The sequence below is a fragment of the Limnohabitans sp. genome (assembly GCF_023910625.1).
In the GTDB taxonomy this organism is placed as follows: domain Bacteria; phylum Pseudomonadota; class Gammaproteobacteria; order Burkholderiales; family Burkholderiaceae_C; genus Limnohabitans_A.
In genome coordinates, this window is the sequence record NZ_JAAVVW010000003.1 from 1,906,452 (window position 1) to 1,922,590 (window position 16,139).

Sequence of the window (16,139 nt, forward strand, 5' to 3'; positions counted from 1 at the left end):
TGTGGCCTGTCTTTTGGCATTAGTGATTTGGTTTCCTCCTGATTTTATTCCTCCTAACTCAGTAGTGTCCCAACGTTTTTCAGAGGAGAGAGAGCTGTTGAGGCTCAAATTCCGAATGTTTGTCAGGCTCGGTTGGTGTAAGTAGTTGATTTATTGGGGTTGTTTCAAACATGGTCAAGCTCAAGATTTGTAGGATTTCATGAAGACTGTTGGGCAGATGCAAGCGTTTCTTGGCAATGGCGATCAGCACGTATGTGCAGACCGCGATCCAGATTTGCGTCTTGACCGCGTTCTCGTTGGTGCCATAAAACGTCTTGATTCGCAGGTGCTGCTTGATCCATTTGAAAAACAACTCGACCTGCCAGCGCTGGCGATACAGGTCTGCAATCAACTCGGGCTTGAGAGCGAAGTTGTTGGTCAAAAATGTGATGCGCTTGCCAGTGTCGTCCTTGACCACCACACGTCGCAGCGTGGCGGGATAGTGTTGGCTGGAATAAAAGATGGTCAGCACACCCGTCTGATCGCACACGATGTTCGAGTTGGCCCGGTCTACGGGGTTGGAGTAGCGCCGCTTGAATTTGGTATTGGACTTGGCACGGGTGACGAAGAAGGCGTTGGCCTGATGAATCACAAACAGTCGCTGGAAATCCAAGTACCCACGATCGAGCAGGTAATAGGCGCCAGGCTCGATGTCCAGCAGGTCCAAGGTGTTGACCTCGTGGGTCTTGCCGTCGCTGATGTGAATGAAGGTGGGGATGGAGCCGCGCAGGTCCAACAGGGTGTGCAGTTTGATAGCCGCCTTGTGCGCGCGAAACGGTGCCCACGGATAAACCGACAAGCACAGGTCTATCGTCGTGGCATCGAAGGCGTAGACGGTTGCATCCAAGTCGATCGCCATCGGCTCTTTGGCATACAACGGGCGCGCCATGGCGATCAGGTGTTGCGCGAAGTCGGCGTAGATTTGCCAAGGCCGGGTTGCATTGGCGTTGGACAAGGTGTTGCGAGAAACTGTCTTGCAGCGCAGACCCATGTGATACAGCCGCTTGGCTTGGGCACGCAAATTGATCTCGATGTCGCGCAAAGACTCGCGGTAGGTCAACTGAGCAAAGGCCATGGCCAAGAACTGGTCCAAGCAGGTGAAGTCTTGAACCTTGTGATCGCCTCGGTGCTTGGCAACGCAGCGGCGAAACGTGCTCAGCGGCAAGAACGCCATGAGTTGAGAAAAAACGAGCTTGCCTTGGTTCATTGCGGTCCTTTGCGTGCGAACGCAAAAGACCATAAGTCATGGAATCGAAGTTCAAATCGAGACCAGACTGAAATGCCAAAAAACCAAGGTAAATCATTAACTTACGAAGTCCTGATGTGAAAACGTTGGGACACTACTGCTCCTAACTATCTACAAATTTGGCCTGCATTATCACTCGCTTGTGTTGGCTATGTTGTTGGTGTTGCAGGTAATAACTGGATGGTGCGGCATGGAGCATTCCCTTTTGCTACAGGATTAAAAGTATTCCGTGTTTTGGCAACTTTGTTTTTCTCTTTGTGTTTTCTTGGCTTGGTAATTGGCTTGGTTTGGGCCGCTGCCTTGGCCTATGTTCTTTCAGCAGTACTGGTTTTTTACGCTTGTTCACAAAGAGGGTGGTCTATTAAAAAAATTAGTCAGATTGAAATTTTTAATGTAGCTAGAACACATGTGAAATTTCCAGCTCAGAGTGCCTTGCCTGCTTTTTTCGATAATTTGAGTATGCTGATCCCCGTCTATTTGGCCACATCACTTTATGGTGCTGATGATGTCGGGCAATGGGGTTTAACTCGGATGGTTTTGGCTTTGCCAATGGCCATGATCGCGGGTGCCATGGCACAAGTGTTGATGAAAAAGTTACATGATATGTTAGTGCAACATCCTTTCTGTAATTTCCCCGAGCATTGAACCTGGCAGTTCTCGGTTCTGGGAATTTTTTATACTGGCCCCGCCAGGCCGCCGGAGGCCCCCCACGGGACTCACGACAGAAAGAAATATCATGCCCCAACGAACCAACCTCGAAGAAGTTTCTCACCCTCTGCATGAAGCCTATGCATGCCTACTCTCCAACGGCCTGGATGGCGCAGGCGAAGCCCTGCGCATTCTGGTCAACGAAGCCTCTCGCATTGAACGCGCCCAGCATTTGCAGGCAATGCCTTATGAGCGCAGCGCCCAGCGCATTGACCAGGCCAATGGCTTCAAGCCCAAGACCGTCCTCACCCGGATGGGCGAGATCACCTTTGAGGTGCCCCAGGTGAGGTCCGGAGGTTTTTACCCCAGCGCCCTGGAGCGCGGTAGTCGCTCGGAGCAGTCCGTCAATCTGGCGCTGGCCGAGATGTATGTCCAAGGCGTGTCCACCCGCAAGGTGATCGAAGTGCTGCAAAAGCTGGTGGGGCCTGAGGTCAGCATCTCCTCGAGCCAGATCAGCCGTTGCGCCGAGAAGTTGGATATCGGACTTGAAGCCTGGCGCAACCGCCCGCTGGAGGAGACACCCTACGTGCTACTGGATGCGCGCTATGAGCGCGTACGTGAAGCAGGCCAAGTGGTGGACTGCGCCGTATTGGTGGCCGTGGGCGTCACCGCCAGCGGTCACAGACGCGTGTTGGGTGTATCGGTAGCGCTGTCCGAGGCTGAAGTGCACTGGCGCGAGTTTCTGGACAGTTTGATCAAGCGCGGCCTACGTGGGGTCAAGTTCATTGCCAGCGATGACCATGCGGGCTTGAAGGCGGCACGCAAAGCCATGTTTGCTGGCGTTCCATGGCAGAGATGCCAGTTTCACCTGCAGCACAACGCGCAAGGCTATGTTTCCAAACTCGATCAACGCGCGCCCGTGGCGCGCACGATTCGTTCGATCTTCAACGCACCGGACGTCAACGAAGCGAACCGCTTGCTGAGCTTGGCGCTGGAGGGCTGGCGTAAAGAGCACCCCAAACTGGCAACGTGGGCTGAAGAGAATTTGGCTGAAGGCTTTGCGGTTTTTGGCTTGCCGCCCGAGCACCGGGTGCGCATGCGCACGACCAATGGGGTGGAGCGCCTGAACAAGGAGATCAAACGTAGAACACGGGTCGCCACCTTGTTCCCCAATTCAGCGAGCTGCCTGCGACTGGTGAGCGCCATCCTGGCAGAACAAGATGAGGAGTGGATGACTGCAAAAATCTATCTGACCATGAAGCCCTGATTCGGCGCATTGCGCAACAGCGCAGAACCAGTTCGTGGAATTTACAGAAAAGAAGTTGCTTTATCCATGATATGGTGGTTGTTAAGGAAAGCATCAATAATTTTCTGATTTCTGTTTGCATCAAGTTTGCTATACCGTTGGTTGTGTTGGGTTTACTGATGATTTGGTTGGGTGTGCCCGTTTTTAGTTTACTTTTCGGAGAGCGTTGGGCGTATGCCGGCGCGTTGTCCGCTTGGCTTGTGTGGGCCTATGCAATCAATGTTATTTGTTCAATGTTCAGTGTTATTTTTATAGTTCTAAGGAAATTGATTTTGAACGGTATATGGCAATTGTTGCATTGTGCTGCTATTTATCTTGTGTTTGTAATTTTTCCTCCCGATAATTTTATAAATTTTATTCAAATATTTGTATTGATTGAAGTCATTTCGTATAGTATTTATGCTGTTCTCGTTTATATGACGTGCTATCGGTACAGTAAAGAAATTAAAAAGTTGATTTAAGCCGTATGACCCACAATATTTGGTACTTGCACCCTTATGCTGGGGGGCCAGGATTCGGAAACAGTGCTCGAGCTTATCACATATCCTTAGCTTGGATTAAAGCTGGTCAACGAGCGACCGTGTTTTGTTCATCTTGGCACCATTTGATGGGACGTGATGTTGAATTCGTTGGGTCGCTAATATTTGAAGATGTCCCTTATTCGTTTGTACCTGCTCGCGCTTATATTGGTAATGGTGCTTCCAGATTATTGAATATGTTTGATTACTGTATGGGCCTTTGGCGTAAAGCTGACCAGTATTCGTTGGATTTTGGCCAGCCCACCATGATTGTGGTTTCTTCTCCACACCCTTACGCTATTTTGATAGGAAAATTGCTGGCTAAACGTTGGCGGGCTAAATTGGTGTTTGAGGTACGTGACATCTGGCCTTTGAGCTTGGTTGAGCTTGCAGGTGTGTCTAAGTGGCATCCATTGGCTATGTTAACTGGTTGGGTTGAGCGTTTTGCATACAGAAATTCAGATGCTTGTGTTTCGCTTTTGCCCGGTGCCAAGTCGCATATGGTGGAGCGTGGCTTACCCTTAAATCGTTTCCACTACATACCCAACGGAGCAGCCTTGTCAGCCGCGCAGTTGCAGACTGTCGCTTTAGCTACGCCTGCACTTAACAAGGTTCGTCTGTTGAGAGATGATGGGCGTTTTGTGGTTATTTATCCCGGAGCCATGGGGCCTCCTAATAACATGCTTCCTTTGATCGAAGCGGCTCATTTATTGAGTGCGAAAATTGGCCAAGCGGTTCATTTCGTATTGATGGGCCAAGGGGGTGAAATACCTGCCCTTAAAGAAAGAGTCAGGCATTTTGGGTTGACTACGGTTCACTTCTTTCCTCAATCAAACAGACAAGTAGCCTTGGCTTTGATGAGCATGGCGTCTGCAGGCTATGTGTCAGTAAGGCGGTTGCCCATTTATCGGCACGGTATTAGCTTCAACAAACTTTTTGAATATATGCAACAAAAATTACCTGTTATTTTCGCAGCTGATGTGCCCGGCAACCCGGTTGAGCTTGCTGGATGCGGGGTTATAACTTCACCTGACGATCCTGTATTGATTGCCAATGCCATCTACAGTTTGTCTAAAAAATCATCAAGTGATCTAGCGTCCATGGGTCAGGCAGGAAGGTCGTTTGTTGAACGTCACCATGATTACACAGTCCTGGCAGCTGAATACTTGCAATTATTTGAACATAAGTCCTCATGATGAAAAGATTTTTAGATGTTTTTTTTGTAATTTTTGCTGGGATTTTTTTGTTAATTCCTATTTTGGTAGTTAGTGTGGCTGTCAAAGTCACATCGGCAGGACCTGTTTTTTATTGGTCTGATAGGGTGGGTCGGTATAACACGATATTTCAAATGCCTAAATTCCGAAGCATGCTTGTGGGCACGCCTGCGGTAGCAACGCATCTGCTGTCGAATCCGAACACTTATTTGACACCAATAGGATCGTTCTTGCGTAAGAGTAGCTTGGATGAGTTGCCACAACTTTGGAGTATTTTGGTTGGAGATATGAGTTTCGTTGGTCCACGACCAGCTCTATTTAATCAGGATGATTTGGTCGCTTTACGTTCTAGCTATGGTGTTGATGCTTTGGTGCCAGGGTTAACGGGTTGGGCTCAGGTTAATGGACGTGACGAATTGCCTATTCCTGAAAAAGTGGCGCTGGATGTACAGTACTTGCAACGAAAAAATATGTTTTTTGATTTGCGAATTTTGTGGCTTACTTTCGTGAAAGTTGTCCAGCGTGATGGCGTTTCGCATTGATCAAGTTGTCGTTTGTGCTCGATAAACCTTGTTTGTTGATTGTGGGTGCTGGTGGCCATGGACGTTCAGTGGCCGATAGTGTCTTGTTGTCAGATGATTATCATCTTGTCGGCTTTATAGATGATGGTGCCTTTTTGCGTGGTGAAAATGTATGGGATTTTCCGGTAATTGGGCCTGCTGCGGGATTCGCTGATTACAAAGAAATCGCATCACATGTAATTGTTGCTATTGGATCCAATTCATTACGTCAGCGTCTTTCATTTGAATTGACGGAAGCCGGTTTTGTACTGCCTAGTTTGATACATCCTCGTGCGACGGTTTCATCTCGAGCAGTTTTGGGTGCGGGGACTGTGGTCATGGCTGGTGCTGTAGTTGGTACGGAGGCTTCATTGGGCCTTGGCGTTATCGTTAACTCTGGTGCAGTGGTAGACCATCATGCTCAGGTGCATGATTTTGCGCATTTAGGTGTCAACGCATCAATGGCGGGAGGGAGTGTTTTGGGGGCTTGCTCTTGGCTGCAGGCTGGTACAGCCATTGGTTATGGCGTCAAAGTGGCGCGTGATACCGTATTGTCTGTAGGGGATTGACTTGATATACGTGGATTTATTAAATTGAGTGCAGATTTTTTAACGCAATTTCTTCTTTTTTTGCCAAGACCGGCTAAGCGTGCTTTAGCTTTAGGCGCGGACGCCTTGGTCTGTGCCATGACGGTATGGATGGCGTTTAACTTGCGCATGGAGTTCTGGACCGCTTGGTCGCCTGCGCATTTCACGGCATTTGCAGGTGCTGTGGCTCTTGCTTTGCCGCTGTTCATTGTGTTTGGCTTGTACCGGGCCATCTTCCGGTATGCGGGTTTGCCTGCTTTGATGACCGTGTTGAAGGCGGTAGCACTCTACGCTGTTTTTTATTGTTTTGCGTTTACTGTGGTGGGCGTGCCCGGTGTGCCTCGCACCGTGGGCGTTTTGCAGCCGCTTTTGTTGTTGCTGGGCGTGACGTTGTCTCGCGCATTTGTGCGTTATTGGTTGGGCGGGATTTACCAAAGCATTGTTGGCAAAGAGGACCAGCCCCGCGTGTTGATTTATGGTGCTGGTTCTGCCGGGCGGCAGTTGGCAGCGGCCCTGAAGACCAGCCCCGAGCTGGTGGTGGCGGGCTTGCTGGATGATGATGACCGTTTGCACGGGCAGGTGCTCAATGGCCTGAAGATTTATGACCCGGCAACTCTGGTGGCTTTGGTGGCCAAGCTGCGGGTGACGCAGGTGTTTTTGGCCTTGCCCTCTGCATCGCGTGCTCGGCGCAACGAAATTCTGGAGCTGGTGCGTGCAGCCCATGTGCAGGTGCGCACTTTGCCGGGCGTGATGGACTTAGCCCAGGGCAAGGTGCAGGTGTCTGACCTGAAAGAGCTGGACATTGAGGACTTGCTGGGTCGTGATCCGGTGCCGCCCAACCCACTGATGCTGGCCAAGAACATCACGGGCAAGGTGGTGATGGTGACCGGTGCGGGCGGCTCGATTGGATCGGAGCTTTGTAGGCAGATTGTCAAGTCGGGTCCATCGACGTTGCTCTTGGTGGAGCTGACGGAGTTTGCGTTGTATGCGATTGAGCATGAGTTGCAAAGCCGCATTCGTGAAGAGTCTGCAGTCGATGTGAAGTTGGTGCCTTTGCTGGCCAACGTGCGCGACGCCTCACGCATGGCAGAGATTTTGCGCACCTGGAAGCCGCACACGGTTTACCACGCAGCGGCCTACAAGCATGTGCCGCTGGTTGAACACAACCCGGCAGAGGGTGTGAAGAACAATGTGCTGGGCACTTTGACCACGGCCATGCAAGCAGCGGCGCATGGCGTGAGTGATTTTGTGTTGATCAGCACCGACAAGGCGGTACGCCCCACGAATGTGATGGGCACCAGCAAGCGCTTGGCCGAGATGGTGTTGCAGGCCCAAGCGGCGGTGATGGAAGGGCAGAGGCAAGGGCCGGTTGGTAAGACGCGTTTCAGCATGGTGCGCTTTGGCAATGTTCTGGGTTCTTCGGGCTCAGTGGTGCCGCTGTTTCGCAAGCAGATCAAGGACGGTGGCCCGATCACCCTGACGGACGAGCGGATCACCCGCTACTTCATGACCATCCCCGAAGCGGCGCAGCTGGTGATTCAGGCCGGGGCCATGGCCAGTGGCGGTGATGTGTTTGTGTTGGACATGGGCGAGCCGGTGCGCATTGCCGATTTGGCCCGGCGCATGGTGGAGCTGTCGGGCTTGGCGCTCAAAGACGCGGCGAATCCGAATGGTGACATCGAGATCACCGTGACCGGCTTGCGCCCCGGAGAGAAGCTGTACGAAGAGCTGCTGATTGGTGACAACCCCTTGCCCACCAGCCACCCCCGCATCATGAAAGCCCACGAAGACTTTTTGCCGTGGGATGCCTTGCAGGCCAAGCTGTCTGACTTGGGTTTGGCGCTGGACGCTAACAACGTGCCCCTGATACGCACCTTGCTCAAGGATCTGGTACCGGGCTACCAGCCCGATGGTGAGGTGGTGGACTGGGTGTGGATGGAGAACGCACGCACGGCTTGATAGAGGGGGCTTGCAGGCATTCGGCCGCAGGGGAGAGAGATTCGGGTTTTTTGTGGGAGCGAGTCCCTGCTAGCTAATGTGCATCGAAGGCAAAAGGCATGGACCCCCGATCGAGTCGGGGGTGACAGGGAAAGATTGGGGTCAGATCCCGATTGTTTTAAATGGGAATTACAAAATCGTGATTCGTTCCAAAGGGTTTAGCCCAGAGGTGTCGTTAACGTATTTGTTTACGCAGGATGCAGAGCTCAAAGCACATTCTGCGTACAAGTTGGCCAAGGCGGGCGATCGAGATGCAGCGCTTGAATTGGTCATTGATACTGCTGTTGCTTGGCTTTATGACCAGCGTGAGCGGTTTGCGTCAGGTTTACTGTTTGTTGCGCCTCATGCACAAGAGGCGACGGGTGACAATGCTATTCCGCAGACATTAGCCTCGGTTTGTGCTGCTGTCTACAAGGGCTCTGCAGATACCGAAATTGTCCAGTCTGATCGGGTTTATCACACAGGCGCAGACCCGATGGAGCGTATGGCAGCACGCGCACAGTTTGTTGGACGTGTTGTTCCAGGGGCTCAATACGTTTTGGTTGACGATGTAACCAGTCTAGGTGGTACTCTGGCAGAATTGTCAAACTACATTCAGTTTTATGGTGGCAGCGTAAAAGGCGTAGTGGTTTTGGTGAACGCAGGGCGCAATCCAGAATTGGTGCCTAAAGCCAAGTTTGTTCAGCTGATCAAGGAGCGTTTTGATGATGAATTTATCGAAGTCTTCGGCATCGAGCCAGGAGCACTCACCGCCAACGAAGCTCAATACCTCGCTGGTTTCAGATCTGTTGACGCCATCAGAAATCGACTTGTTGCGGCAGAGCAAGAAATCGATCGCCGATTACGTTCAAAGGGAATTACCCGCACGCCTTAAGCAGCGACATTTGGATCATTTGCTGAATAAGGCCTGAATTTATAGGGGTCAGACTCCAACTGTTTGATAACAAAAGAGCCGAGAGGCTCTTTTGTCGTTTAAGAGCTTTGAAAAAGGTCGCTATGTTTGTTTTGTCCAAGTTGATGTCGGCCATCACGCAGCCCATGTTTTGGCTGGCTGTGTGGTGGGGCCTGGCGCTGGTCATGCTGAGCATGTTTTTGTCTTGGCGGCGTGCTGCTCTTCGCATGTTGTGGGGCGGCTTGGTGGTGCTGGGCCTGTTGGGTTTTGAGGCCGTGCCCCACGCACTTTTGCGCCCATTGGAAAACCGATACCCCGTGCCCACCCCAGAGCTTGTGGGTCGTCATGTGGGGGTGATTGTGTTGGGCGGTGCCACTCAGCACCCTGGCGTTTATTTGGCACATGGCCAAGTGCCCTTGGGTGAAGCGGCTGAACGCATGTCTTTGCCGGTGGGGCTGATGCTGAAGCACCCCCAGCTGCAATTGGTTTTTTCTGGCGGGGAGGGGCGCTTGCTGGCCACTGGTGTGAGCGAGGCCGAACTCGCCAAGGCGTTTTATGAAGAGCAGGGCGTGGACATGCGCCGGGTGAAGCTGGAAGCCGGTTCGCGCACCACCCGAGAAAACGCTTTGCAAGTGGCCGCGTTGTTGGGCGAGCGCTGCAAACAGCCTTGGCTGCTGGTGACTTCGGCCTGGCACATGCCCCGGTCAGTGCCCGAGTTTGAGGCGGTGGGGTGCAATGTGACGGCGTATCCGGTGGACTTCAGAACGGGCGAAGCCACGCTGTGGACCGAGTATTCGTTGGCCCGCAGCTTGCTGCTGTGGCAAACGGCTTTGCATGAGTGGTTGGGGTTGGGGGTGTATCGGGTGACGCGGTGAGGGGGAATGCAAGGCTTCATGCAAAATCTCACGCTCTGGCGCAGCTTGAACAGGTAGGGCTGGGCTCGCTCCTCCAGCTCGGCGATAAAGGGTTCGTTGCCAAAGCCGCAGTCGCCTCGGACCAAGGCCGGACGCTGCTGGGGCGTGAGCTTTTCCAGTACGCCGATCAGACCAGGCCGCGCTTTGGCCGCGCTGTGCTCTTTGCCGGGGCAGTCGACAACGTCCAGCACCAAGCGCAGGTTGCCAACCCAGTATGTGTGCAGTGCGTGGCTCGGGCGCCCGGGTTTGTGTGGGTTGTAGCTGACCTCAGCCCCGCTTTGTTTTCCGAACATCGGCTTGATGTCGCCGCGCAGCCCGGTGATGTGGGCGTAGCGGTTGTGCCCTGCCAGTATCGCCAGCAGCCATGTGCCCAAGATATCCTGTTTGCTGGGTGCATTGGGGCTTGTGTAGGTCAATGGGCAGCTATCGACCCAGGAGCTGTACACCCTCGCCGCCCCTGCCACACCACCCGGCATGCGGGTCCGCACCGGGCGGTTCGAGAGCTTGAGGTTCATGGGCAGGTCCTCAGTGAGCCGCCTGTGCTCAGCCTTGAACCTGTCCATCCCCGTGTCTCGGTGCTCATGCAACGTACCTCCAGCTTCGTCGCTGATGGGATCACGCCCGGCTTCACCGTACGCTACGCCCACCCGCCCAGGTCACCCCAGCATCTGACGCATGGCCTTGCAGCTTTGCACGTCCTCAGACTCTCACTCTCGTTCGGTCCTTCACGGTCTCCCTCCGGCCTTGTGGGCCTCGTACTGCCGCTACTACGACCTCTGCTGACTTCTCACTCCGGCAAAGCCGTCGCCCTTTCAGACGCAAGGCGAGATCTCCCCAGGTAAGGGTCGCACACCTTCATCGCACAACCGCCGCATCTACGCCGCTTCGCCTTGGTCACAAGAGCTTCGTGGTTTCTTGCCCACTCGCCCTGCTAGGCAGCGCCTTCTATGCGGTTCTTGTTCATCGGCTCGCGATTTACGCTCCACGCTTCCTTCCCACACTCGGTCGCCCTCACGCAGTTGCGCTTGACTTTGCTCACTGTGACCAGCTCGCAGCGGGACTTGCTCCCGCAGGTGCGCGCCCATGCTGGGCGCACAAGAAAAACCCGCCGAGGATTGCTCCAGGGCGGGTGTTGTGGGGTTTAGTGCGCTGCAGCGCGTCGATTGCGCCGATCAGAACTTGTAGCCCACGCCGACGGTCAGACCGTTGCTTTTGGTGCTGTCTTTGTCATACAACCGCATCCACGTCGCACTCAGGTACGTCTTGGTGCGTAGGGCATAACTCACACCAAGGCCATACGCCCAATCTGATTTCGTTTCTGAGCTTGAGACAGTCACAGTCGAGGATGTGCTTTTACCTTGGGCATACCCCAAGCGTCCGAAGAGTTCCACCGACTCATTCACCCTCACTTTAGGTTTCAAAAAGATGCCATAGCCGTGGTTGATTTTTGTGCTGACAGGATTGCGTTGGCTTGCCCCATTGACCGTTGTGTCTGCACTGCCAACGCCAAGACTCAATGAGCCTTCGATTGCCAAATTGTCGTGTAGGTCATAGCCAATGTAGCCAACGACAGCATCGGGCTTAGATTGCACATCGTTGCCGTTGACGGTGGACTTGATTGTGATGGCTTGGTAGCCGATTTCACCGTACACCTGCGCCAGCACCTGCACTGATGCCATGGTCATGCTTGCAGCGAGTGCCACGGATTTCATAGATATTTGCATTTTGCTTTCCCTTTCGTGTTGTTGGCTTGCGGCCCAATTCAATATGTTTTGCCGCTGATCGGACAGAAATCGGGGTGCTTATCCATATCCCGGACCTTCCAACCTTCCGGCGACTTCGACGCATAGGCCACCTTTTGACCGCCATAGCCACCCATTCGGTTTTTCGCGTTGTATTCGATGCACGCTTCAACACCCGCTTCTCCGATTCTTGTGCTGCCAAATTTCACAGAGTCAGGATCAATCAGTCGCTCCTTTACGGCTCCTTTTATTGCCGACACATCAGAGTCACCGCACCCCGCCAAAACACTGGCAAACATCAGCATCAAAACCCCTCTCATAGCTCTCCTTTCATGAGTTGGCAATCGACTGGAAATCAAGCAATTTCACGTTTCAACAGACTCCCTTTCTTTCAACGATGAATCAATTTAATAATCAAGCAGCTTGGTCTTTTCGCGTAGGAATTCCTCTTCGCTCAGAATGCCTTTTTCGCGCAGGTCTTGCAGTTTGAGCAGGCCAGCATGGATGTCCGGCTGTTTCGCTGCGTCCATGTTCGATAGCTCTTTAATGCCAGTCAGATTGCGATAGGCACCAATCGTTGCGCCAATGGCAGCACCAACGGCAGGGCCGATCAATGGAACGGGAATTGCAATTGCTGCACCAATCGCTGCACCCGTAGCAGAATCTTTGGCGAGATCAGACCTGAGCGCAGTCTTCCCTAGTCGTGCGGCCTCCTCGCCCAGTCCTGTCGCTTGTTTCTTCGCCCATTCCGCAGCGATTCGGGCATCTTGTGCATCTACCTTGCCGTCACCATTCATATCACCAACCAGGACAGCGGCAGCACCCAGCCCCTTTTGGGCACCCTCACCAATTTGCTTGAGCCTCTTACGCATAGGTTTCTCCAAAGAACCTGACCAAGATGAACGTGTAGCACTTGACAAATCGTTTGTCACGAATTACGTGACGACAATTTTAACCACCGTCACGAAACTCGTGACATGCAGGACAAGCTATCAGCCATCTCTATCGTCGGTCGCCGTATGCGCGAACGTCGTGAGGCTTTGGGTCTTGCTCAGGAAAAAGTAGGTGTAGCGATTGGCTTGGACGAATCCAGTGCAAGAGCACGAATCAGCCGATACGAGCTTGGTGTCCACGAACCACCGTTTGCCACGGTCAAGCTGCTGGCTGATGTTCTGGAAGTACCCCACCCTATATGTATTGCGAGGAACAAGACATTGCAGACCTATTGCTGGCGCTGCACAAAATTCCGAGCAAGGCACGTAAACACAAGGTCGGGGCACTGATGGCCCACATGGCACAAGCCTGACATCCGGAGCCAGAAAATAGAAAACCCCACTGGAGTGAACCAATGGGGTTTCAATTTTGGTGGCCTGGGGCAGAATCGAACTGCCGACACGCGGATTTTCAATCCGCTGCTCTACCAACTGAGCTACCGGGCCGCAAGCGTCGAATTATATCAGGGTAAATGCCGTCTATCGACGGGCGCGGCCGCTCATCAGCTGGTGCGTTTGCTGCGCGACAAGTCAACGCCCAGTTGCTTGAGTTTTCTGTAGAGGTGGGTTCGCTCAAGCCCTGTTTTTTCGGCTACTCGCGTCATGGAGCCGCCTTCGTGTGCCAAATGGAATTCGAAGTAGGCTTTTTCGAAAGCGTCTCGGGCTTCTCGCAATGGGCGATCCAACTCAAAGCTTTGTTGAACATCGGGGGTGATTGTCGTCTCACTGGTCACCACCACCGACATGGACAGGGTGCCGGGGGGCGGTTGCGGTGCGGCGGCCCGCATGGCTTTTTGCACTTGGTCTCGTGCCAGTCCTTGCTCAACGGCCTTGAGGAGTTTTTGCAGGGTGATAGGTTTTTCGAGAAACGCGTGTGCCCCGATTTTGACGGCCTGGACGGCGGTGTCGATGGTGGCATGGCCGCTCATCATGATCACGGGCATGGTCAGCAAGCCCGATGTGGCCCACTCCTTGAGTAGGCTGACGCCGTCGGTGTCGGGCATCCAGATGTCCAGCAAGACCAGGTCAGGTCGCATGCTTTGTCTGGCCTCGCGGGCCTGGGCGGCGTTCTCGGCGAGTTCTACCTGGTGCCCCTCGTCAAAGAGGATCTCGGAGAGCAGATCGCGAATGCCCAGCTCGTCGTCCACCACCAAAATATTTGCCATATGCCTGTCTTGTCTCTGTTCATGAAGTGGGCGTATTGAGCCCTTGTGCTTCTTGCACAACTGCGAATGATAACGAGACTTGCGCCCCTTTGATTTCGCCCTCTTCCAGCAGGTTGCCGATTTCGATCCTGGCGGCGTGTTCGTCGGCTATTTTTTTCACCACCGCCAGGCCCAATCCTGTCCCTTTGGCTTTGGTGGTGACATAGGGCTCAAAGGCCCGCTGGAGGATGTTGGGGGCAAAGCCAGGCCCTGAATCGGTCACGGTCAAGCGCACGCGTTGTCGCGTGGCTCGCCACTCCGTGCGCAAGTGAACACTTGGCTTGAACGGGCCATCGCTGCGTGTTTCGCAGGCGTCTTGCGCGTTTTGTACCAGGTTGTGAATGACTTGTCTGATTTGCTGCTCGTCACCCAGGATGAGTGGACAAACCGGATCGAGCTCGGCGAGGACTTTGGTGAGTGTCATGTCATCTTGTGCCTCGCTGGCGTACAAAGCCAGGATGTCTGTTATGAGGTCATTGATTTGCAAGGGTTTGAGCTCGGCCGATGGCAGCCGGGCGTAATCCCTGAATTCGTTGACCAATCGCTTCATCGCATCCACCTGGTTGACGATGGTTGTGACGGATTTGGTCAGTACGGCTTCGTCGCGGGTGTCGAGTTTTCCTGTCAATCGACGCTGCAATCGCTCGGCTGACAGCTGAATCGGGGTGAGTGGGTTCTTGATTTCATGCGCCAGTCTTCGCGCGACTTCACCCCAAGCCTGCGCTCGTTCGGCTGAGACGATTTCCGAGATGTCATCAAACACCAGCAGGCGCATGCCATCTGGCAGCACAGCACCGCGCGCAAGCAGGGCCACACCGGTTTGGCTCAGCCCCTGACCAGAGGCGTGGATTTCAAACGATTTTTGCCAATGGTCCAACTCGTGCGCTCCGGTGTCCGCCCCCAACGCGCCGAACTGTTCAGCCACCCCTTTTGCAAACTCCTGCAGTCCGGGCAAGCTCAGCAGGCTTTGTCCCTCGTGTGCAGCCACAGGCACGCGCAGGATGCGGGTGGCCCCTGGATTGGCCGACTGGATTTGGCCGTCTGCATCGACCACCATGACTCCTGCTGTGAGGTTGTCCAAAATGGTTTGCAGCTTGCTTCTGGCTTGATCCAGTTGGCTCAAGCTGTGCTCGATGTGGGCCCGTGCATCTGCCAGTTGTTGGGTCATGTCGGCAAAGGATCGGGTCAAGCCTCCCAACTCGTCTTTGCCTTGCAGCGCCAATTTGGGACGCAGATCGCCTGCAGCCACTTGGCGCATGCCATCGGCCAACAGCAGCAGTGGGCGCGCCAGCTGCTTGCCGAGCAAGACGGCCAACAAAATGGCCCCCAAGACCGCCAAGAACAGGCTCAGGGTGAGGGTGCCAATGTACATGCGTTGCAGGCCTTCACGGGCCAAGGCGCGTTCCTGGTATTCGCGATAGGCCGCCTGTACCTCCAGGGCGTTGTTGACCAGGGTGGGCGGAAGGACTTGTACGACTTGCAGCAACCGCCTGTCTTCATCAAGCGCCAGGCTCCATTGCGGGATCAGCACCAGCACTTTGATGAGTCCTTTGTCCGCCCCTGAGGCGGATTCATCCAGACCGTCAAACCAGGCCAGGCTGGTTTGTTTTCGGGCTTGCTTGAATTGCATCGCGCTTGGCCGTTCGGATTGGATTTGAAATGGGACCTGTGCGGCGCTGGCCACCATGCGTCCTTCCAATGTCCAGATGGCCACCTCGCTGGCGTCTAGTTGTGAACGGATTCTTTCGACCGCCAATGCGGAGTTCGATTCGTTGGTTTCTGCCAGGTTGGCTGCAGCGGCTTTGGCTTTTTTGGCCAGATCGTCGCTCAGGGTGTCCAGCGTGGCCCTGCCCAGGCCCAGGCCAGCCACCAGCGCTGCCTCGACTTTGATGTCGAACCAGCTTTCAATGGAGCGCGAGACAAATTGGTATGACACCACGTAGACCAGCACACCAGGCACCACGCCGACCAGGGCAAAGATGCCCGCCAGCTTAACCAGCAAGCGGGAACCAAACTGCCCTTGGCGAAACCGAATCCAGAGCCGAACAGTGCCCCACAAAATGGTCAGCAGCAGTCCACTGGCCACCACTGCATTGGTGATGACCAGCCATTGGTAGTTTTGATTGAAGTTTTCGGTGTTGTCGGTGGCCTGCGTCATCAACACCAGCAGGCCCAAACCAATCAAGCCCGAGCTGAGTGCTCCCACCAACACCAACCAGCGGCTGGCCCCTTTGGGCAGGCTGGAGATTTTTTGGCGATAGGCCTTGGGCCAGGCCAT

At 53.9% G+C, this 16,139-nt stretch carries 15 protein-coding genes, 1 tRNA gene and 1 pseudogene; 9 read left to right on the forward strand and 8 right to left on the reverse strand.

Features of this window, described 5'->3' with window-relative positions; translation table 11 throughout:
* Nucleotides 1–79: 79 nt before the first annotated feature.
* Complete coding sequence (locus HEQ17_RS12465; RefSeq protein WP_296290887.1) at nucleotides 80–1,246, reverse strand: IS4 family transposase; 1,167 nt, start codon at nucleotides 1,244–1,246, stop codon at nucleotides 80–82.
* 219 nt (nucleotides 1,247–1,465) lie between these two features.
* On the opposite strand from HEQ17_RS12465, the gene HEQ17_RS12470 reads away from it, so the two are divergent.
* The 8 genes from HEQ17_RS12470 to HEQ17_RS12505 all read left to right on the forward strand — a co-directional run bounded on the left by HEQ17_RS12470 (nucleotide 1,466) and on the right by HEQ17_RS12505 (nucleotide 9,883).
* Nucleotides 1,466–1,930: a hypothetical protein gene (locus tag HEQ17_RS12470; protein WP_296293029.1), complete on the forward strand. Its 465-nt coding sequence runs from the start codon at nucleotides 1,466–1,468 to the stop codon at nucleotides 1,928–1,930.
* 91 nt (nucleotides 1,931–2,021) lie between these two features.
* Complete coding sequence (locus HEQ17_RS12475) at nucleotides 2,022–3,200, forward strand: IS256 family transposase (RefSeq protein WP_296293030.1); 1,179 nt, start codon at nucleotides 2,022–2,024, stop codon at nucleotides 3,198–3,200.
* A gap of 505 nt (nucleotides 3,201–3,705) precedes the next feature.
* Nucleotides 3,706–4,953: a glycosyltransferase family 4 protein gene (locus HEQ17_RS12480; protein ID WP_296293031.1), complete on the forward strand. Its 1,248-nt coding sequence runs from the start codon at nucleotides 3,706–3,708 to the stop codon at nucleotides 4,951–4,953.
* Entirely contained in the window at nucleotides 4,953–5,513 is a 561-nt protein-coding gene (locus tag HEQ17_RS12485) for a sugar transferase (protein WP_296293750.1), read from the forward strand. The genes HEQ17_RS12480 and HEQ17_RS12485 overlap by 1 nt, the downstream gene beginning before the upstream one ends.
* Entirely contained in the window at nucleotides 5,510–6,100 is a 591-nt protein-coding gene (locus HEQ17_RS12490) for an acetyltransferase (protein WP_296293032.1), read from the forward strand. The genes HEQ17_RS12485 and HEQ17_RS12490 overlap by 4 nt, the downstream gene beginning before the upstream one ends.
* Nucleotides 6,101–6,229: 129 nt before the next feature.
* On the forward strand, nucleotides 6,230–8,077 hold the full coding sequence (locus HEQ17_RS12495) for a nucleoside-diphosphate sugar epimerase/dehydratase (protein WP_366938045.1): 1,848 nt from the start codon (nucleotides 6,230–6,232) through the stop codon (nucleotides 8,075–8,077).
* Nucleotides 8,078–8,198: 121 nt separating this feature from the next.
* Entirely contained in the window at nucleotides 8,199–8,990 is a 792-nt protein-coding gene (locus tag HEQ17_RS12500; protein WP_296293034.1) for a conjugal transfer protein TraN, read from the forward strand.
* 122 nt (nucleotides 8,991–9,112) lie between these two features.
* Complete coding sequence (locus HEQ17_RS12505) at nucleotides 9,113–9,883, forward strand: YdcF family protein (protein ID WP_296293035.1); 771 nt, start codon at nucleotides 9,113–9,115, stop codon at nucleotides 9,881–9,883.
* Between the two features lie 53 nt (nucleotides 9,884–9,936).
* Here HEQ17_RS12505 and HEQ17_RS16070 read toward each other — a convergent pair.
* The 4 genes and pseudogenes from HEQ17_RS16070 to HEQ17_RS12520 form a co-directional block, all read right to left on the reverse strand.
* Nucleotides 9,937–10,485 (reverse strand): annotated as a pseudogene (locus HEQ17_RS16070) (hypothetical protein); the annotation flags it as partial.
* Nucleotides 10,486–11,094: 609 nt separating this feature from the next.
* On the reverse strand, nucleotides 11,095–11,646 hold the full coding sequence (locus tag HEQ17_RS12510) for a porin family protein (RefSeq protein ID WP_296293036.1): 552 nt from the start codon (nucleotides 11,644–11,646) through the stop codon (nucleotides 11,095–11,097).
* Nucleotides 11,647–11,684: 38 nt separating this feature from the next.
* Nucleotides 11,685–11,969, reverse strand: a complete 285-nt coding sequence (locus HEQ17_RS12515; protein ID WP_296293037.1) for a hypothetical protein — start codon at nucleotides 11,967–11,969, stop codon at nucleotides 11,685–11,687.
* Nucleotides 11,970–12,071: 102 nt separating this feature from the next.
* Nucleotides 12,072–12,536, reverse strand: a complete 465-nt coding sequence (locus HEQ17_RS12520) for a hypothetical protein (RefSeq protein WP_296293038.1) — start codon at nucleotides 12,534–12,536, stop codon at nucleotides 12,072–12,074.
* A 147-nt stretch (nucleotides 12,537–12,683) separates the two neighbouring features.
* Between HEQ17_RS12520 and HEQ17_RS16075 the strand changes: the two genes are divergently transcribed.
* Nucleotides 12,684–12,947, forward strand: a complete 264-nt coding sequence (locus HEQ17_RS16075) for a helix-turn-helix transcriptional regulator (protein WP_366938065.1) — start codon at nucleotides 12,684–12,686, stop codon at nucleotides 12,945–12,947.
* Between the two features lie 80 nt (nucleotides 12,948–13,027).
* Here HEQ17_RS16075 and HEQ17_RS12525 read toward each other — a convergent pair.
* The 3 genes from HEQ17_RS12525 to HEQ17_RS12535 all read right to left on the reverse strand — a co-directional run bounded on the left by HEQ17_RS12525 (nucleotide 13,028) and on the right by HEQ17_RS12535 (nucleotide 16,139).
* Nucleotides 13,028–13,103, reverse strand: a tRNA-Phe gene (locus HEQ17_RS12525).
* A gap of 56 nt (nucleotides 13,104–13,159) precedes the next feature.
* A complete protein-coding gene (locus HEQ17_RS12530; RefSeq protein ID WP_296293039.1) occupies nucleotides 13,160–13,822 on the reverse strand; it encodes a response regulator in 663 nt (220 codons plus the stop codon).
* Between the two features lie 19 nt (nucleotides 13,823–13,841).
* Complete coding sequence (locus tag HEQ17_RS12535; protein ID WP_296293040.1) at nucleotides 13,842–16,139, reverse strand: ATP-binding protein; 2,298 nt, start codon at nucleotides 16,137–16,139, stop codon at nucleotides 13,842–13,844.